Below are 17,203 nucleotides of genomic sequence, written 5' to 3'. Positions count from 1 at the left end.
TCTTTCAGGAGCGGTCTTTTCGCGCCCGGTTCTGCTCGTCCAAGGCGTCCGGCACCTCATCGTCGGGCGGCATGAAATCCACGATCTCGAAATCCATCAGGTTCCCCTCGATGTCCGCGTCCCTGCGGACATACCGAACCGCAGGCTCAACAGGCGGGCTCACCTCCGGCAGCGAGGCCTCGAAGGCGGACGCATCGTCGAACAGTTCGTCCAGGTTGATGTCCAGCCCCACGTGCGATGACACTGGTTGCATCCGGTCCAAGGGCAGTGGCATCGGCTCCGTGTTGCGGCCACCGGCCGCGTCGCTCGGGTCGCCGAGCAGCCGGCCTTCGGCCTTGAGGGGCCGCATGCGGGTGTGGCGGAACTCGGGCTGCCGCGCGGCGACGGCGGCAGGGTCGTCGCGCTGGATCAGGTCCTTGGCGATGGCATGCAGCAGCAGCTCACGGTATGCCTCGAGGTCAAACACCTCCACCTGATCGTCGTCGGCGTCGCGGAAGATCGAGCCTTCGATCAGGTCCAGCACACGCGGCTGCGGCCACAGCGTCTGGATGCGGCTGAAGGCCGTTTCATAGGCTTCCAGGCCGCGGCCCTCGGCCGAATAGTGGTTGAACGGTGGCGCGCCCGCATTGAACACATGGTTGAACTCGTCGCGCAGCGCGTCGTAGTCCTCGCGGCGATCCAGGCGGTGGTACAGCTTGAACAGGTCCAGGTACGCCAGCGGGCTGGGCTCGTGGCTTTCGGCCAGGTGGTTGCGCAGCACCTGGATGGCCCGCTCGTCTTCACCGAGCGACACGAAGAAGTCGGCCTGTTGCTGCACATCGAACAACTCTTCGGCCGCCACCGAACGCGACACCCCCAGGGCGCTGGCCGAGAAATCGCGCCGATCGCGCGCTGGAGGCGGCGGCACCTGCACACCCGCGCGCACGGTTTCGGCCATGTCGTCGTCCTGCTCGTCCGCACCCGGCAGGCTGTCCAGCGACGAGTCCGGGTCGGGATCGAAGCGGTGCTCGGCGCGTTTGGGGGCTTTCCCCTTGCGCAGACCCGCAGCAGGGCCGCCCTGGGCCACAGCGGCCTTTTCCGCTTTCTCGGCCTCCTCTGGCGACCACCAGGCGCGCGAGGCACTCGACGCGTCCACCGCCGGACGGCGGCGCCACACCACCAGCAGCGCCAACAGCGACAGCAGCAGGAGCCCGCCCAGCAGGTAGACCAGCCAATTGCGGTAGCGCTGGTCCCGCGCCTGCGCCACCTGTGCGTTGAGCTCGGCCAGGCGCGCCTGCGCCTGGGTCTGGGCATCGCGCAATTGAGCGGCTTCGGCGTTCAGCGCGACCAGCTTGCGGGCGTCTTGCAACACTTCTTCGGGCGACGCATTGACCGCTTTCCACAGCAGCCCGGCGGCGGCCCGCGCCTCTTCCGACGTGCCGGGCTCGCTCAACAGCAAGGGAGAGAGTTTGAGCACCGGATCGCGCTCGATGTTCAGGCTCAGATCGATCGGGTCCAGTTGAAGACGCGGGGTGGCCGCGACCACCGGGGCCGTGGGACGGCGCACCACGCTGGGTGCGCGCGGCGCGCTCGCCGAGGCCGTCGCCTGGCGATCGCGCGGCACAGTCCGCGTGGCCGCACGGGCGGAAGAAGACGGTGCGGTGCTGCCCGCGCCGGCAGCACCCGAGGCGCCGGGCGCTGCCGCGGTGGGCGACTCCACGCTCGGCACCGCCGGGAGCACCACCGAGGGCGTGGATGCGCGCGCGCCCGGTGACGGCAGCGGCTCGGTCAGCGGATCGGCCAGCAGGACATAGCGCCGGGTGAAAGCCGTGTCGCACCCTGCCCGCACATACAGCGTGACGAAGGGTTCGTTGATCGCCTGCGACGACTGGATGCGCACCGAGGCTTGCGCATCGGGGGCCGTTTTCTGTGGCGTGAGGCGCACGACAGACCGCGACAATTGCACATCACCGTAGTGCACATCGGCATTGAGACACTGGTTGGCAATGTCTTCGCCCGGCGCGAGCATGACCTGAACGCGAACGTCGAGCGGCTGCCCGAGGATGGCGCCCCCACTGTGTCTCCCCAGAGTAACTGCCGAACTGCTCAGCACAGTTGATAGCAAAATACAGCCTGTCCAGATCTGGCGCACGTTGAATGTCCTCATGCTTTTTTCGTCCGGGCATTCTGTCATAGCTCCCGAAGCTTCCCCTTCAAACTACAACTGTTTTCTTATGCACCCCATTTTTCCCCGTGCAGGCATCGTTGGTACCGGCGCCATGGGCCGTGGCATCGCCCAGATGGCGGCCCAGGCCGGCAGCGAAGTGTGGCTTTTTGACGTGCAGGCCGGCGCCGCCGAAGCCGCGCGCACCGCACTGGAATCCACCTGGAATACCCTGGTGGGTAAGAACCGCATGGAAGCCAGCCGCATGCAGGACTGCCTGGCCCGCCTGCGCGTGGCCACGGCGTTGACCGATCTGGCGCCATGCGACCTCGTGGTGGAGGCCGTGGTCGAGCGGCTGGACGTCAAGCAGAAGTTGTTCGCCGATCTCGAAGGCATCGTCCAGCCGGACGCGGTGCTGGCCACCAACACCTCGTCGCTCTCGGTGACGTCCATCGGCGCGGCCCTCCAGCGCCCGGGCCAGCTCGCGGGTTACCACTTCTTCAACCCGGTGCCGCTGATGAAGGTGGTGGAAGTCATCGCCGGCCTCAAGACCAGCGCCGCCGTGTGCCAGCGCCTGACCGACTACACGCGCCAGTTCGGCCACACGCCAGTGTCGGCGCAGGACACGCCCGGCTTCATCGTGAACCACGCGGGCCGGGGCTATGGCACCGAGGCGCTGCGCGTGGTGGGGGAACGCGTGGCCGACTTCGCCACCATCGACCGCATCCTCAAGGACCAGATGGGCTTCAAGCTCGGCCCGTTCGAGCTCTTCGACCTGACCGCGCTGGACGTGTCGCACCCGGTGATGACCTCGATCTACCACCAGTACTTCGAAGAGCCGCGTTACCGCCCGAGCGTGATCACCGCGCAGCGCCTGGCCGGCGGAGTGGTCGGCAAGAAGGTCGGCGAAGGCTTCTACACCTACGACAAGGGCGTGGCCCAGGTGCCCGCCGAACCCGCCACGCCGATGGTGAAAGAACTGCCTCCGGTGTGGGTGTCGCCCAAGGCCGCGCGCCGCGCCGAGCTGTACCAGTTGCTCAAGAACCTGGGCGCCCGCATTGAAACCGCCGCCGCGCCGTCGGACGCGGCGCTCATCCTCGTCGCCCCGCTGGGCATGGACGTGACCACCCTGGCCGCCGTCGAACGGCTCGACGCCACGCGCACCGTGGGCATCGACATGATGCTGGACGACGCCGCCACGCGCCGCCGCGTGCTCGCCACCAACCCCGCCACGCGGCCCGACATGCGCGACGCCGCGCACGCCCTCTTCGCCAGCGACGGCAAGGCCGTGAGCGTGGTGCGCGACAGCGGCGGCTTCGTCACGCAGCGCGTGGTCGCCACCATTGTCAACATCGCGTCCGACATGTGCCAGCAAGGCGTGTGCACGCCCGCCGACCTCGACGTGGCCGTCACACTCGGCCTGGGCTACCCCATGGGCCCGCTGGCCATGGGCGACCGCATCGGACCCACCAATGTGCTGGAGATCCTGTTCAACCTGCAAACGGTCTATGGCGATCCGCGTTACCGTCCCTCGCCCTGGCTGCGCCGCCGCGGGGCGCTGGGCCTGAGCCTGACGCACGAAGAATCGTGATCGCCATCCACACGAACGGAACACGCACCGCATGACCGCCAGCCTCAAAAGCCACAGCCATGGTCAGACCATGGTGCTGACCATCAGCAACCCCGAGCACCGCAACGCACTTGGCCCTGACATGTACGCCGCCGGTGTGGAAGCGCTCAACGCGGCCGAGAGCAGCCCCGAGGTGCGCAGCGTGGTCATCACCGGCGAGGGCGCGCACTTCTGTGCCGGCGGCAACCTGCAGCGGCTGCTGGGCAACCGGCAACTGCCACCCGAGGTGCAGGCGCAAAGCGTTGAAGGCCTGGGCAACTGGATCGAGACCATCCACACGTTTTCGAAACCGGTCGTGGCCGCGGTCGAAGGCGCGTGCGCCGGCGCGGGCTTCTCATTGGCACTGGCCTGCGACCTGATCGTGGCCGCGCAGAACAGCGTGTTCGCCATGTCGTACAGCAGCGTGGGCCTCTCACCCGACGGCGGCGCCACCTGGAGCCTGGTGCGCGCGGTGCCGCGCGCCACCGCGATGCAGTTGCTGCTCGCCGGTGAGCGCATCAGCGCGGAGCGGCTGCTGCAGTTGGGCGTGATCACCCAGGTCAGCGACGCGGGCAACGCGCTTGCCGATGCGTTGGCCCTGTGCGAGCGTCTCAACGCGCGCGCGCCCAATGCGCTGGCCAGCATCAAGGAACTCACCAACGACGCGTCCAGCGCGCCACTGCACGTGCAGCTCGATGCCGAGCGCGACCATTTCGTGCGCAACCTGCACCACGCCAACGCGGGCGAAGGCATCGCGGCCTTCCTGGAAAAGCGGCCCGCCAACTACCGCTGACATCGCGCGGCGCTGCTCTGCGCGCATACCCTGATCCTTGCGCCACGTCCCAGTGGCGACAATGAATCCTTTTCCAGTCACTCAAAAGACAGCCCATGGACGAACCGATTCTGACAATGGAAGAACGCGAGGCGATCAATGGTGGTCGCTGGTTCAACACCCTCTCTCCTTCCCTGCGTCACGACATACTCCGATGCGCCCACGTCAAGCGTTTCAAAGACGGCGAGCTGATCGTCGCGCGCGGCGATCCGGCCACCGAATGGTCGGCCGTGGCGCGTGGGGCGGTGCGCGTGAGCTCCACGTCGCTCTCGGGCAAGCAGATCACGCTGACCTACGTCGAGCCCGGCGTGTGGTTTGGCGACATCGCGATGTTCGACGGCGACCAGCGCACGCACGATGCCTATGCGCATGGCGCGACCACCATGCTGTGCGTGGCACGCACCGATTTCCAGAAGATCCTGGCCACGCACGTCGAGCTGTACGAAGCCCTGATGCGCCTGCAGGCGCGGCGCCTGCGCACCCTCTTCGGCCTGGTGGAAGATCTCAACACCCTGCCCCTGCGCGCGCGCCTGGCCAAGCAGTTGCTGCACCTGGTGCGCAGCTACGGCGTGCCCTGCCTGTCCGATGGCAGCGAGATGCGTATCGGCCTGCAGCTGGCGCAGGAAGAACTGGCGCAATTGCTGGGCGCATCGCGCCAGCGCGTGAACCAGGAACTCAAATCGATGGAGCGCGAGAACGCGATCCGCATCGAGCAGGGTGGCCTGGTCGTGCGAAGCCGCGAAGCGCTCATGCGCATCGCCGAAGCCGAAACCTGAACGCAGCGGTGTCGCAGCGGCAGGTTCGGGCCCCTCAACCCCAACCGGCCTCGAGCCCCGCTGCATGAGCGACACACAGAACTTCGAGGGCACCCGCCCCGTCTCCGGCCAGCACACCTTTGACGTGCCCGCGCTCGAACGCTGGCTGCAGCCCCGCCTGCCGGGCTTTTCCGGCCCGCTCACGGTGGAGATGTTCAAGGGCGGCCAGTCCAACCCGACCTACAAACTCATCACCCCGACGCGCGCCTACGTGATGCGCGCCAAGCCCGGGCCGGTGGCCAAACTGCTGCCCTCGGCGCACGCCATCGAGCGCGAGTTCCGCGTGATGAGCGCGCTGCACGGCACCGGCGTGCCGGTGGCGCAGATGCATGTGCTGTGCGAAGACGAGTCGGTGATCGGCCGCGCGTTCTACGTGATGGAGTGCGTCGATGGCCGCGTGCTCTGGGAACAGTCGCTGCCCGGCATGACGCCCGCGCAGCGCGGCGCCATCTACGACGAAATGAACCGCGTCATCGCCGCGCTGCACACCGTCAAACCACTGGAGATCGGCCTGGAAGGCTACGGCAAACCGGGCAACTATTTCGAGCGCCAGATCGGCCGCTGGAGCAAGCAATACCAGGCCTCCATTACCCAGCCCATTCCCGAGATGGACAAGCTCATGGAATGGCTGCCGCAGAACATCCCTGCCATGGCGCGCGACGAATCCATGGTGTCGGTGGTACATGGCGACTACCGGCTCGACAACCTGATGTTCCACCCGGCAGAGCCGCGCGTGCTCGCCGTGCTCGACTGGGAGCTCTCCACGCTGGGCCATCCGCTGGCAGACTTCAGCTACCACTGCATGTCGTGGCACATCCCGCCCGGCATGTTCCGCGGCATCCAGGGGCTGGACCTGCCCGCGCTGGGCATTCCCTCCGAGGCCGACTACATCGCGCGCTACTGCGAACGCACCGGCATCGCCCGGCCCGAGCAACTCAAGGCCGACTGGAACTTCTACCTCGCCTACAACATGTTCCGCCTCGCGGCGATTCTGCAAGGCATTGCCAAGCGCGTGGAGACCGGTACCGCCTCCAGCGCCCAGGCGAAGGCCTCGGGCGCGGGCGCCCGCCCGCTGGCCGAGATGGCCTGGACATTCGCCAGCGCCGCCCGCTGAACGCCGCCCGTCACCGCATCACCCACTGGAGCCACGATGAACTTCGACTACACCGACAAGGTCAAGCACATGCGCGAGCAACTGCTCGCGTTCATGGACGAACACATCTACCCGAACGAAGCGCGCTTCTTCGAGGAAATCGCGGCCAACCGCGCCAAGGGCAATGCCTGGATTCCCACGGCCATCATCGAAGAACTCAAGCCCAAGGCGCAAAAGGCCGGGCTGTGGAACCTGTTCCTGCCGCGCAGCCCGCGCGCGCCACAAGGCCTGTCCAACCTCGAATACGCCACGCTGTGCGAGATCATGGGCCGCGTGCCGTTTGCCGCCGAGGTCTTCAACTGCTCCGCGCCCGACACCGGCAACATGGAAACCTTCGAGCGCTACGCCAGCGAAGAACTCAAGGACCGATGGCTGGAGCCGCTGCTGCGCGGTGAAATCCGCTCGGCCTTCCTGATGACCGAGCCGGACGTGGCCTCCAGCGATGCCACCAACATCCAGTGCACCATCGAACGCGATGGCGACCACTACGTCATCAACGGCCGCAAGTGGTGGTCCTCCGGCGCGGGCGACCCGCGCTGCGCGGTCTACATCCTCATGGGCAAGACCAACCCCGATGCACCGCGCCACTCGCAGCAGTCCATGGTCATCGTGCCGGCCAACACCCCGGGCATCACCGTGGTGCGGGCGCTCTCGGTGTTCGGCTACGACGACGCGCCGCACGGCCACATGGAAGTGCTGCTCAAGAACGTGCGCGTGCCGGTGAGCAACATCCTGCTGGGCGAAGGCCGTGGCTTCGAGATCGCACAAGGCCGCCTGGGCCCGGGCCGCATCCACCACTGCATGCGCTCCATCGGCATCGCCGAGCGCGCGCTGGAGCTGATGTGCAAGCGGCTCAACAGCCGCATCGCGTTCGGCAAACCCATCTCCGCACAATCGGTGTGGCACGAACGCATTGCCGACGCGCGCTGCCGCATCGAGATGGCACGCCTGCTCACGCTCAAGGCCGCGTACATGATGGACACGGTGGGCAACAAGGTGGCCAAGGCCGAGATCGCGATGATCAAGGTGATCGCGCCCAACATGGCCTGCGACATCATCGACATGGCGATCCAGGCCCACGGCGGCGGCGGTGTGAGCGACGATTTCCCGCTCGCCTACGCCTACGCCGTGCAACGCACCTTGCGCTTTGCCGACGGCCCCGACGAAGTGCACCGCGCCGCCATTGCCAAACTGGAACTGGCCAAGCACATGCTCGTGAAGACCGAGGTGGAGATGCCGATCACGCGCGGCGGCTGATCGACCCGCCCCTGCGGCGGTACGGCCTTTTTGTTTCCCGTAGAGTGCGTCGCTTCTCAACGCACTCTCGGAAAGAAAGGCCCGTTTCATGATCGACGTTTACTCCTGGCCCACGCCCAATGGCCACAAGGTCCACATCATGCTGGAGGAATGTGGCCTGCGGCTCGGCCGCGACTGGCAGGTGCACGCGGTGAACATCGGCAAGGGCGACCAGTTCGAGCCGGGGTTTCTCAAGATCAGCCCGAACAACAAGATCCCGGCCCTCGTCGACCCGCACGGCCCGGATGGCAAGCCCATCAGCCTGTTCGAGTCCGGCGCCATCCTGCTCTACCTCGCCAGCAAGACCGGCAAGTTCCTGCCCAAGTCCGACCGCGCGCGGTTCAAGGTCCTGGAATGGCTGATGTTCCAGATGGGCGGCGTGGGCCCCATGCTGGGCCAGGCGCACCACTTCCGTATGTACGCACCCGAGAAGATCGACTACGCCGTCAACCGCTACAGCAACGAAGCCAAGCGGCTCTATGGCGTGATGGACCGTCAGTTGGCGGAGCAGAAGTTCATTGCGGGCAATCAGTACAGCATTGCCGACATCGCGATTTTTCCCTGGCTGCGCAGCTGGCAGAACCAGGGCATCGACTGGGCGGACTACCCGCGCCTGAAGGTCTGGTTCGACACCATTGCCGCGCGCCCGGCCGTGCAACGCGGCGTGGCCGTGCTCGCCGACGCGCGCAAACCCCTCACCGATGACAAAGCGCGCGACATTCTTTTTGGCAAAACGCAGTACGAAAAACGCTGACCGGCCAAAACGCCCCGTTTTCGCAGGTAGAATTCGCGGCTTAGTCGGAGCGTAGCGCAGCCTGGTAGCGCATCTGCTTTGGGAGCAGAGGGTCGCGAGTTCGAATCCCGCCGCTCCGACCATTTCTTCAGAAACAAAAAGGCCCACAGTGTGGGCCTTTTTTGTATCACCTGTCACCCTGTCTGCCCGTAGCTCAACCGGATAGAGCAGCTGCCTTCTAAGCAGCAGGTCGGGGGTTCGAGTCCCTCCGGGCAGACCAAAATATCCAATTAAATCATATAGTTACAAGTTACAACCCACTAACTTGAACGGTTGATTTAGGGGCATTTTCCAATCTCAGTGTCCCCGCAGTGTCCCCAAGCCACCGCAATGCACATGCAACAGCACTGCGCGAACGTCCCCGTACTGTCCCCGATCAAAAAACGCAGTTTTCGGATGCATACATCGGCAAAATACGTTTATAAATCAACAACTTACGTTGACACGCAACGCTCTTGTATGCATACTCGGCGGCATGCAAGTGGCAACCACCTCACACGCAGAAGCACAACACCGCCGGGCCGTGTCCGGCCGGATGGCGCTGTTTCTCGTGGTGGTCTTGGCAGGTGGCTGCTTGGCCACAATCCTGGCCGGCTTGGCCGCGTTTGACCTTCAGCCGGCGGCAGGTGGTTGGCTTGATGCCGCCCTGGCTTGGATCTGTCTTGGTGGCCTCGCGGTCGCCTTATCGGGCATGCTGGTCTGCTGCCTGGGTTCGTTGCTGGCGTTCCTGGCGCCAGCCAGGCGCGCTGAGCGCGCCCTCCTTCTCTCCCTCACCGCGCCTTGCGCGCCCCTGCCCTGGCGCGTCTGGGCAGACCTGCGCCCACCGCGTTTCTTGAGCTGACCTGAACGCAGCCCCGGCCATTGTTCGGCCGGGTCATGGTTAGCACTCCTGCCCGCAGCCCAGCCTGCGGCAGGGGCTGGAGAAGAAACGTGAATCACACAGTATTTGATTCCCTCACGGTGGACCGTGAGGGCTTGGCGTCGATCCTGAAACGGTCAGCTGCCACGGTTCGGCGGCAGATGAGTGAGTCGCCAGAGCGCCTACCGCCCGCGGTTGCGCATACGAAACCACGCATTTGGCAGGTGGCCACAGTGCAACGTTGGATGACCGAGAAAGAAGGCCGGTGCGCCGCTCCGGCGGTGCACGAGACGGTTTCTCAAGCGCCCCGGCGTGGTCGCGGCCGGCCACGCAAGACTGAGGCAGGCTTGAAATGAACCTATTTGAGTCTCATCAATTTCATCCGGTTTCGACTGGTGATCTTCCACAGGACGTCATTTACCGGGGCGTTGAGTCCCTAATTCCGCTAGCCGAAAGGACCATTCGGACCCACTGGCGGACCAAGTATAAAAACTGGATATATCGCGATCAAAACACCGGAGCCTTGATGGTCAAGGTTATTCAATGCGATCAATGGCTGGATCAAAATTGCAAGCCATTGCTATCAAATCAACTGCTGCAAAAGAAGAAAAGGCTAAATCCTGGCTGGCTTCCAATTTGCGAAAACGTTGACTCGAATCTGATCAGAATCGCCCTGACCGCCAGGGAGGAATTTTCGTGAGCGATGACAAACCCATTCGAGTTCGGCGAAGCGAACTGCCATACGGAATTGTGCCGCAGTCACTGATTGAAGATAGCAGACTTTCAACAACAGCTCGCGTTATTGCAGTGTGGTTCTGTGTGCAGTCAAGCAATTGGGAGCTTAGGGTTAATCACATGCGAAAAGTTCTCGCAATTGGCAAAGACGCAGATTTGGCCGCGAGGAGGCAACTGAAACAGTTTGGTTATCTCCAGGTGAACCAAAAAACGAAGGCGGGTGGTGTTTTTGCGTACCTCGAATATGAGTTCGACCCAAGTCCTCAATTGGTAGGCAGCGACTCTGCCACCGTGGGCGGGTTTTCCGCCGCCGGTTCACCCGCCGCCGGCTCAACCGACGGCGGCCAAGCCAGCTACTTAACAAGAACAAGTGAAACAACACAAGAAGAACAAAAACAACCACCACCACAGGCCAAGGCGGCACGGCCGCCGGGTGGTGGTGATCTGATTTTTCCGGGGGGACTGGGAGAGGCCGATCAAGCCGCGTGCATGCAGATCATGCGGGCAGCCCGCATCGACTCAGGGACGCAGCAGGAAGTCCTGGATGAGTTGCAAGGCACCTTGCGGTCAGGACGCGCCGTCGCCAAGCCGGCGGCTTGGGTACGGCGGCTTGTAGGCCTGCATCTGGCGGGGAGCCTTGTGCTTGAGCATGCCCCTCAGGTTGCCGAGGCGCGCCGTTCGCGCGCTGCGCACCTGGCACGCTTGGCAGACCTCGCCCCTACGTCACCCACTACCGGCACGAAGCCTCCGCTCGACATGGATAACTGGCGGAAGAAAAAAGGGATCCCTCCACGTCGAACGCGTCAATTGCGTGAACGTGCCGGGACATCGCCGTGATCCGCGTGCCCTCAAAAAAACCTACTCTAGACAGAGACAGCAGGCTATGCCCGTGGGTTCGCCGACTCTTCGAGTCGCGACCTCACGGGCGCCTGCCAGGGCGAGGCCCTGGACCGCACTCAGCCGGTGGCTGAGATGCAAAGCACCGAACCCATTCCTCTCTCCACCATGACCGATCACGATCAACCTGATAACGATGCTGACTTGCGGCAGTTCACCGTGCGCCTCAGATCTTTGGTCTACGAACGCCTACGCGACGTGGCGTTCGCATCTCGAATCAGGCCAGGCGAGCTGGCCCGTCAACTTCTGACCGAGGCCCTCATGACGCCGGGCAAAGTGTCGCTGCCCGCGCCGGCGCCGCCAGCGCCGGCAGAGCTCGGCGAAGCCGCTGCCCAGCTGCTCACGACACTCCAGGCGTCGATCTCGAATCTTGCCCAGCTCCACACGCACGCCCTAGCCTTGGGCGAGCCGCTCGCTCGCCTGGCCGGCACAGACGCGCCGCTGGAGCGCCTGCAGGTCCAGTTCCGCGCCCTGGGCCTCGACACCAAGAAAGGTCTGCTGCCGGCCGAAGGCGCCGCCCGCTATCTGGCAGCACTCTCCGGCGCAGCAGCGGCCGCCAATGCTCTCGCCAGGCGCCTGAATCAGGACCACCGGCAAGTAGCTCCTGCCGAGTGGCATCCGGTCATTACAAACCTGCTGAAGGCTGCGGAGCAGCTCAAGTGAGGTCTCGCCATCAACTGGAAAGCGAGGCACTGGCCGCCCGATTGCGAAAGCGCAATTCGGGCGGGGGAAAGCAAGTCGCTGCCCAGCTAAAACGGTCATCGTCAAAACGCAATAGAAGCAGCGGGCGAGCCTCAAAGAATCAGAGCGCATGGCGATCCAAAGGCAAATCTCCCGCCACCATTTTGAAGATCCATAAGGGCGGACTTGCCGCCGATCAATATGCCGAGAAGTCTCCAGGGGCGCGGCCAATTGACACAAACATGCTTTCTCTCAATTGGAAAGATCGAGCAGAGGAATGGCATCTAGATCAATTGCGACACCCTGGCATCAAGAACTTATTTTGCCATGTTTCAATCTCCCGGCCGGCAAATCATGATCTTACTGATTTGCAATGGCGCGAACTAGGCCAGCAATTTCTTGGGGAAATTGGGGCACAAGATGTTCAATACGTTTCAACGCTGCACACGAACACAAAGAATCAGCACATCCATCTCCTTTTCAGCCGATCCCAACCTAATGGCATGGTCCTGTCAGACAGCCACAATTTCTACGGCTGGCGCCAGGCGCTGCGCCGGGCCGAATCCAAGGTTGGTCTGGAGCACATTGAAATCGAGCGCGAGGCGCCGACGCCTTCAACCAGCGACCGCCAGGTATCTGCGAGCCGGCGCGCGCGCCGACGCGGTACCCCACTGATTCACATCGATGCGGCGCACGTGCGCGCCGCGCTGGCTGGCGCCGTGGACCTTGACCAAGTGCGCCAGCGCATGGCCGCCGAGGGCTTGGAGCTGCGGGTGGCCACCCACCCGAATGGAGAGCCAAAGGGCTTGCTGCTGCGCCGGTCAGGCGTGACCGAGTGGCTGGCTGGCACATCCATTGACCGCTCGTTCAGCCTTCCGAAAGTACAAGCACTGCTCAACCAGAACCGCCTGGTGCAGCACGCCCAACACCAGGCCGCCGAGCACGCTCAGCGTGCTCATCAGACACATGTTTCTCAACCAGTCCTGCCGCGGCTGCGCGGCTGAAAACCACCATGACAACCATCAACAAAAGCCTTGCCAGGATGCTCGACGAAATGGAACTGCGGGCACTCGACGGCCTGCAGCTACACGCAGTCTCCGAACTGCGAGAAGAACTCGCCGAACAAGCGGCGCGCCAGCCCTGCGTACGCTGCTCCCACGCGGGTTGGATCACCTACTGGTCCGACAACAAGGACCCGTCAAAACGCCGGTTCTACACCCGCTTGGCGACCTGCGGCGCGTTTCATTCGCTGCCTCGATTCGAGGACGAACTCGGGTTCGACATTCCCATACATTTTTTTTGCACGGCCGAGGCCTCAGCGCCCGGCCAAAAGGGTGGTTGAGCGATGGAAGACGACCTGTCATTTCTGCTCACCACACCGCTCGCCGAGGCAGTCGATGTGAACCCCTTTCCGGAAGGGAGCGAAGCGCACGCGACGATCACCTTCTGGTTGACCGAGGCCCAGCGCCATGAGCTGAATCATGAGGGCATCCCCGTCGCGCTGGCGGCCAGCCTTGCCGCTGCAGATCGCGCGGCCGTTGCGGCTGCCCTCGCCCGGCCTTCCGACTTCGTTTTGATCTGCGAGCACGTGCGCGCCCAGGCGGAAGCCGAAGCACCGCAGCCCCTGGTACTCCGCGAGCTTACGGCCGAAGAGCAGGCGGCGCTCGAGCGCCGGCGGCAAGCTCTCGAGGACAAGAAGAGAGGGCTGGCATGATCATCGCCCCCTCTCCACTGGCCAGCCGGCCCGCCCTGCGGCCCCTGGCCACCGCCGAAGGCGGTGGGACCGGGCGACTGGGGACCCGGCCCGCAGGGCTGGGGTGCGAGCCCGGGACCGCGCAGGCGCCTGCGCGGCCCGCAGGGGGGGCCAGTTCGGTATGGGTCAATGGCTATACGGTCCAGCCGCTGGACATGGCCGCAGCCGTGCAGCTGAATCAAGTTTTGGCGCCGGTTCTCCACATCGTTCGGGCAGAGCCGCGCCCGATCGTTTTCCGCGAAGACACTGGCCTGTTCGTCGGTTGGTCAGCAGGATCACGAACAACTAACCCGGAGGGGCGGATCACCCTCAGCGAAGAGCTTCTTCGTGGCCGCAAATGTAGGTTGATCGCGGTTTACCTGCACGAGCTGGCTCATTGCCTGCTCGATCAGGCCGAGCAAATCATCGAAGACAAAGAGACGTTCGTGCACGACCACGACGCTGCGTTCCTGGGGCTTCAGACTGTCATGTTTCTCCGTCTCGAGCTGGCGGATCTGCGAACAGATACCGCCACTAGCTGGTTCAACAAGACGCGCTTCTACGACCTTCAAGACCCGCCGCCGTGTTGGGCGGATGAGTCGGTGAGCAAATGGCTGCCACGCGCACTTTCCTGGGCGCTTGAGAATGCCGAAGAGTTAGCGGCAAGCGATCTGGATGCGCTCGGGGTAGCTGAAGAAATATGCCGCCGCTACTGGGTCTGGGCCGACTCCATGGCCGCAGAGCCTGCGCAGCGCGCCGATACGGCAGATCGCTCACGCATCGCAGAGGCGCAACGGCAGCAGGCCGTGCGGTCGCTACGCGCAGATCTGCAGCTGTTCAGGTGGCTGACGGCGTTCAGCACCTTCGCATTCCTGTCGAGCGCCTGGCTTTGGGTGACCCGGTGATCTCTCTCCATCACGCTTCTGCTGGGGTGGTGGGGAGGTGTTCTGCGTACTATGTACATAGCGCATTGCACATAGTACATGCGGGCACATCCTGGCTTCGCCAGGACCGGGCTTTTAGTCGCGCTGGGCGCTCCCCGAGCCCTTCGGTCTCGGCCCTGCCGGGTTCCAATCCCTTGCGCGACTCCAGGGGGTCGGCTACGCCCACCCCCGGCGCACTCCGCTTGCCGCCCCCAAAGGCCGACAGCGCGACGCTACGCGCCCCGCTAAAAGTCAGCGGCCCTGCCGCAGCGGGCAAGCCCGCATTTTCCAGTGATGGCCTGTCGGCCATCAGAGGGCGCTCGCCGCGCGGGCCTCTTCTCGGCGCCTTCCGTGCGGCAGCCGTTTTCCCCGAGCCCTTCGCCGTTTCGTGTGACCGTAGCCGAGCCGCTGCGCTGGGCAAGGGTTCGCTTCGCCAGGTGCTCGCCCGGTCCCCTGCGGGGCTGCGGCCTCCGCGCCTGCCCTTGCCCAGCGCAGCGGCCCGACTCCTTTGGTCACAACGGCGAAAGGACTCAGGAAAACGGCAGCACTGCGACAAAGCGGTGTGCGCCCAGAAGACAAAGACGACCGGCTCTGGATCTTGGAATCCGGTCAGCATTTTTAACCCCGGCCTCACGGCCAAAACCAATGCCGCGATGCGGCAGAAAGGCATGCAGATGAAAAGCTTCACCATCACCTCCGACACGAATTTCCGGCAGCGCATCGATGAGTTGGATCCCTTTGTTTGTCCACACGATGAACTTCAAGCGTTGATCGACGACGCACCCGATCAGTACGCCCAGGGCTTCCTGTCGGGGGTCTACGCGTTTCGGCAACAGCTCTCGATCATCACCGCTCGCCCCTTTTAATCCGATCAAAGGAGAACACCATGGCAGACCTACTTCCTGGCTTCAAATACCAAACCAAGCTCAGCCAGTTGCTCATTATTGAGTACGAGTTCGAAGCTCGGCGTCACGGGGACGCCCACATCAAGAACGAAGCGGCCACGGCCAAGCGCACGGCCACAACGCTGTGCAAGGCAGCCGGCCAGGTACGCGGCATGGACCCGAAGGACAGCGCAACGCTCAGGGCGGCTGCGTCAGTGCTGCGCCGACACGCCGCCGAGCTGGGTGAGCTATGTAAGTGGGCCAAGGCCTACCATACATACACCGTCCAATACCACCAGGCAGAAGCCTTGGCCGAGATCAACGCATTTGCCCATGCGCGATGGGGCGACGATCAGCAGGCGCATGTGCTCGAGACTGCGCTGCTGCAGACCCTACAAAAGACTCAAGATGGTGCGCGCGCGTTGGGACATTTTCTGCATAGCCAGGGGCTGTACACACATGTGCAATTGGAGGGTTTCAGCCTCGCGGTCGACTGGCCTTGCGCAGACCAAACCAAACTCAATGAACGCCAACGCACCGCCGATATCCTTCTTCGGCTGAAAAGGAAGGACGACGTGTACGAGGGACGCATGGGCTGGACCTGCCTGGTAGGCAAACAGAGCTATGAGCGCTATCGAGAGTTCGTTGCTGCCACCGCCGCAAGGGCCTTGGAGCCTGGGCGAGTGGCAGGGGCTTCGGAGGATCTGTCATGAACAAGGGGTACCTCGTCGGCGACAACATCGCACTGGCCATGGAAAACGCAGCGAATACGGCACGTGCAAACACGGAACTGAAGCGCCAGCAGGGCTACAACGCCGGGGACATTGGCCTCCGGAACAGTGCTCTCGCCGAGCTCCGGAAGGTGGATCCAGAGAATCCCCTCCTTCGATATGAAGCAGTGCGCGACCGGATCTACAGCCTGGCAGAGAGCGAGTTTTATCGTTCTGGTTGGGCGAAGGCCACGGCGCTTCAAGCAGACCCCAAGGAGGTCCATGCCCAGTTGCTGGAAGAGTTCGAGGCCACGCGCGCGCATGCAATTGTCCTGGCAGACCAAGACCCGGAAACATGCACCAGGGGAATTTTTCGGCTGCGCGAGGTCTATCGCTGGAATGGCCAGGAGTTCAAGTCACCAGAAGAGGCCGCTGATGCCAAGCAGCGTGAGCTGTCACGATTGAGAGCGACCCAGTTCGGCGATGACTTGTGATGCGAGGGGACACCGAGCACCGTGCATATTCAACAGTAGTGCTTTTCAAACTGGTGCTCGATCTCAACGAGAAGCCGTTGTCGGGCTTTTGACATCTTGCGCATGACAGGATCTTCCGATGATCTGGCCTTTGGTGTGGAGCTTTCGAAGTCATCACCAGTAATTGCGTCTAACAGATCCGCGTGCTTTTCAAGCAACTCCATGCGACCTTGACGCTCCGGAAACCTGCAGAGTTCAATGTCGAGCTCGTCAAGAACAACTTTGACCTGCCACGCTTCGACGCCTTCTGCGCCCGCCCAATACTGCATTCCAAGCAGCACAGACTCTCTGGCCAATGCCTTGCAACGATCACTCGCGGACCGCATTTCCTTGCGAACTTCCCGAGCGTTGCTCTGCTTATTTACGAGGTACCAGCCCAGCACCGTCAGGGCTGGAGGAGCCCAAGGCAAGACGTCTTTTGTCCACTCCACCGGCATCAATGTGACGTGCCTCCGAAAAATCTGCACAGCTCAAAACTAGAGGTACGGTTGCTTTCCAAGGCCCCGAGAGGGGCAAGGAGAAGCGATGAAGAAGTCTCGATTCAGCGAAGAGCAGATCGCCTATGCGCTGCGCATGGCCGACGGCGGCATACCGGTGGTGGACGTGTG

At 63.6% G+C, this 17,203-nt stretch carries 18 protein-coding genes and 2 tRNA genes; 18 read left to right on the top strand and 2 right to left on the bottom strand.

All coding sequences use genetic code 11. From position 1 onward, the window contains the following. Nucleotides 1–4 precede the first annotated feature (4 nt). On the bottom strand, nucleotides 5–2,146 hold the full coding sequence (locus FFS09_RS17055) for a type IV pilus assembly protein FimV (protein WP_502703738.1): 2,142 nt from the start codon (nucleotides 2,144–2,146) through the stop codon (nucleotides 5–7). 67 nt (nucleotides 2,147–2,213) lie between these two features. Here FFS09_RS17055 and FFS09_RS17050 point away from each other — a divergent pair, with 67 nt between their 5' ends. From FFS09_RS17050 to FFS09_RS16965, 18 genes are all read left to right on the top strand, one after another. Continuing rightward, entirely contained in the window at nucleotides 2,214–3,734 is a 1,521-nt protein-coding gene (locus tag FFS09_RS17050) for a 3-hydroxyacyl-CoA dehydrogenase (RefSeq protein WP_137920097.1), read from the top strand. A 31-nt stretch (nucleotides 3,735–3,765) separates the two neighbouring features. Next, nucleotides 3,766–4,545 (top strand): oxepin-CoA hydrolase, alternative type, encoded by a 780-nt coding sequence (locus FFS09_RS17045; RefSeq protein WP_137920096.1) that lies wholly within the window; start codon nucleotides 3,766–3,768, stop codon nucleotides 4,543–4,545. Nucleotides 4,546–4,640: 95 nt separating this feature from the next. After that, complete coding sequence (locus FFS09_RS17040; RefSeq protein WP_137920095.1) at nucleotides 4,641–5,360, top strand: Crp/Fnr family transcriptional regulator; 720 nt, start codon at nucleotides 4,641–4,643, stop codon at nucleotides 5,358–5,360. A gap of 64 nt (nucleotides 5,361–5,424) precedes the next feature. Then, nucleotides 5,425–6,513: a phosphotransferase gene (locus tag FFS09_RS17035; protein ID WP_137920094.1), complete on the top strand. Its 1,089-nt coding sequence runs from the start codon at nucleotides 5,425–5,427 to the stop codon at nucleotides 6,511–6,513. A gap of 36 nt (nucleotides 6,514–6,549) precedes the next feature. Continuing rightward, the gene (locus FFS09_RS17030) at nucleotides 6,550–7,809 is read left to right on the top strand and encodes an acyl-CoA dehydrogenase family protein (protein WP_137920093.1); all 1,260 of its coding nucleotides are present in this window, start codon (nucleotides 6,550–6,552) and stop codon (nucleotides 7,807–7,809) included. An 88-nt stretch (nucleotides 7,810–7,897) separates the two neighbouring features. After that, nucleotides 7,898–8,602 (top strand): glutathione binding-like protein, encoded by a 705-nt coding sequence (locus FFS09_RS17025; protein ID WP_137920092.1) that lies wholly within the window; start codon nucleotides 7,898–7,900, stop codon nucleotides 8,600–8,602. 45 nt (nucleotides 8,603–8,647) lie between these two features. Further along, nucleotides 8,648–8,724, top strand: a tRNA-Pro gene (locus FFS09_RS17020). Nucleotides 8,725–8,784: 60 nt separating this feature from the next. Continuing rightward, nucleotides 8,785–8,861 (top strand) — tRNA-Arg (locus tag FFS09_RS17015). Nucleotides 8,862–9,852: 991 nt separating this feature from the next. Then, the gene (locus tag FFS09_RS17010) at nucleotides 9,853–10,200 is read left to right on the top strand and encodes a hypothetical protein (protein WP_137920091.1); all 348 of its coding nucleotides are present in this window, start codon (nucleotides 9,853–9,855) and stop codon (nucleotides 10,198–10,200) included. Then, nucleotides 10,197–11,072 carry a hypothetical protein gene (locus tag FFS09_RS17005; protein ID WP_137920090.1) on the top strand — a complete coding sequence of 292 codons (876 nt, stop codon included), beginning with the start codon at nucleotides 10,197–10,199 and terminating at the stop codon, nucleotides 11,070–11,072. The genes FFS09_RS17010 and FFS09_RS17005 overlap by 4 nt, the downstream gene beginning before the upstream one ends. A gap of 168 nt (nucleotides 11,073–11,240) precedes the next feature. Further along, nucleotides 11,241–11,795, top strand: a complete 555-nt coding sequence (locus tag FFS09_RS17000; protein ID WP_137920089.1) for a hypothetical protein — start codon at nucleotides 11,241–11,243, stop codon at nucleotides 11,793–11,795. Nucleotides 11,796–12,055: 260 nt separating this feature from the next. Further along, nucleotides 12,056–12,817 (top strand): relaxase/mobilization nuclease domain-containing protein, encoded by a 762-nt coding sequence (locus FFS09_RS16995; RefSeq protein ID WP_137920088.1) that lies wholly within the window; start codon nucleotides 12,056–12,058, stop codon nucleotides 12,815–12,817. Nucleotides 12,818–12,825: 8 nt separating this feature from the next. Next, nucleotides 12,826–13,155 (top strand): hypothetical protein, encoded by a 330-nt coding sequence (locus FFS09_RS16990; protein WP_137920087.1) that lies wholly within the window; start codon nucleotides 12,826–12,828, stop codon nucleotides 13,153–13,155. A 3-nt stretch (nucleotides 13,156–13,158) separates the two neighbouring features. Then, nucleotides 13,159–13,527, top strand: a complete 369-nt coding sequence (locus FFS09_RS16985; protein WP_137920086.1) for a hypothetical protein — start codon at nucleotides 13,159–13,161, stop codon at nucleotides 13,525–13,527. Then, on the top strand, nucleotides 13,524–14,450 hold the full coding sequence (locus FFS09_RS16980; protein ID WP_137920085.1) for a hypothetical protein: 927 nt from the start codon (nucleotides 13,524–13,526) through the stop codon (nucleotides 14,448–14,450). The genes FFS09_RS16985 and FFS09_RS16980 overlap by 4 nt, the downstream gene beginning before the upstream one ends. A gap of 221 nt (nucleotides 14,451–14,671) precedes the next feature. Next, nucleotides 14,672–15,334 carry a hypothetical protein gene (locus FFS09_RS16975; protein WP_137920084.1) on the top strand — a complete coding sequence of 221 codons (663 nt, stop codon included), beginning with the start codon at nucleotides 14,672–14,674 and terminating at the stop codon, nucleotides 15,332–15,334. Between the two features lie 20 nt (nucleotides 15,335–15,354). After that, nucleotides 15,355–16,065 carry a hypothetical protein gene (locus FFS09_RS16970; protein ID WP_137920083.1) on the top strand — a complete coding sequence of 237 codons (711 nt, stop codon included), beginning with the start codon at nucleotides 15,355–15,357 and terminating at the stop codon, nucleotides 16,063–16,065. Beyond that, the gene (locus tag FFS09_RS16965; RefSeq protein WP_137920082.1) at nucleotides 16,062–16,556 is read left to right on the top strand and encodes a hypothetical protein; all 495 of its coding nucleotides are present in this window, start codon (nucleotides 16,062–16,064) and stop codon (nucleotides 16,554–16,556) included. The genes FFS09_RS16970 and FFS09_RS16965 overlap by 4 nt, the downstream gene beginning before the upstream one ends. Nucleotides 16,557–16,585: 29 nt before the next feature. On the opposite strand, the gene FFS09_RS16960 is transcribed toward FFS09_RS16965, so the two are convergent. Next, nucleotides 16,586–17,062, bottom strand: coding sequence for a hypothetical protein (locus FFS09_RS16960; RefSeq protein ID WP_212745118.1), 477 nt, complete (start codon nucleotides 17,060–17,062; stop codon nucleotides 16,586–16,588). Nucleotides 17,063–17,203: the final 141 nt, after the last annotated feature.

The organism is Hydrogenophaga sp. 2FB (genome assembly GCF_005503365.1).
Classification (GTDB): Bacteria; Pseudomonadota; Gammaproteobacteria; order Burkholderiales; family Burkholderiaceae_C; genus Hydrogenophaga.
This window is presented reverse-complemented; position numbering and strand designations above follow the sequence as displayed.

Bases quoted from the DNA above. Each gene is read 5' to 3' on its own strand.
- FFS09_RS17055 (WP_502703738.1), bottom strand. From the start codon at position 2,146: ATGAGGACATTCAACGTGCGCCAGATCTGGACAGGCTGTATTTTGCTA.
- FFS09_RS17050 (WP_137920097.1), top strand. From the start codon at position 2,214: ATGCACCCCATTTTTCCCCGTGCAGGCATCGTTGGTACCGGCGCCATG.
- FFS09_RS17045 (WP_137920096.1), top strand. From the start codon at position 3,766: ATGACCGCCAGCCTCAAAAGCCACAGCCATGGTCAGACCATGGTGCTG.
- FFS09_RS17040 (WP_137920095.1), top strand. From the start codon at position 4,641: ATGGACGAACCGATTCTGACAATGGAAGAACGCGAGGCGATCAATGGT.
- FFS09_RS17035 (WP_137920094.1), top strand. From the start codon at position 5,425: ATGAGCGACACACAGAACTTCGAGGGCACCCGCCCCGTCTCCGGCCAG.
- FFS09_RS17030 (WP_137920093.1), top strand. From the start codon at position 6,550: ATGAACTTCGACTACACCGACAAGGTCAAGCACATGCGCGAGCAACTG.
- FFS09_RS17025 (WP_137920092.1), top strand. From the start codon at position 7,898: ATGATCGACGTTTACTCCTGGCCCACGCCCAATGGCCACAAGGTCCAC.
- FFS09_RS17010 (WP_137920091.1), top strand. From the start codon at position 9,853: ATGAACCTATTTGAGTCTCATCAATTTCATCCGGTTTCGACTGGTGAT.
- FFS09_RS17000 (WP_137920089.1), top strand. From the start codon at position 11,241: ATGACCGATCACGATCAACCTGATAACGATGCTGACTTGCGGCAGTTC.
- FFS09_RS16995 (WP_137920088.1), top strand. From the start codon at position 12,056: ATGCTTTCTCTCAATTGGAAAGATCGAGCAGAGGAATGGCATCTAGAT.
- FFS09_RS16990 (WP_137920087.1), top strand. From the start codon at position 12,826: ATGACAACCATCAACAAAAGCCTTGCCAGGATGCTCGACGAAATGGAA.
- FFS09_RS16985 (WP_137920086.1), top strand. From the start codon at position 13,159: ATGGAAGACGACCTGTCATTTCTGCTCACCACACCGCTCGCCGAGGCA.
- FFS09_RS16980 (WP_137920085.1), top strand. From the start codon at position 13,524: ATGATCATCGCCCCCTCTCCACTGGCCAGCCGGCCCGCCCTGCGGCCC.
- FFS09_RS16970 (WP_137920083.1), top strand. From the start codon at position 15,355: ATGGCAGACCTACTTCCTGGCTTCAAATACCAAACCAAGCTCAGCCAG.
- FFS09_RS16965 (WP_137920082.1), top strand. From the start codon at position 16,062: ATGAACAAGGGGTACCTCGTCGGCGACAACATCGCACTGGCCATGGAA.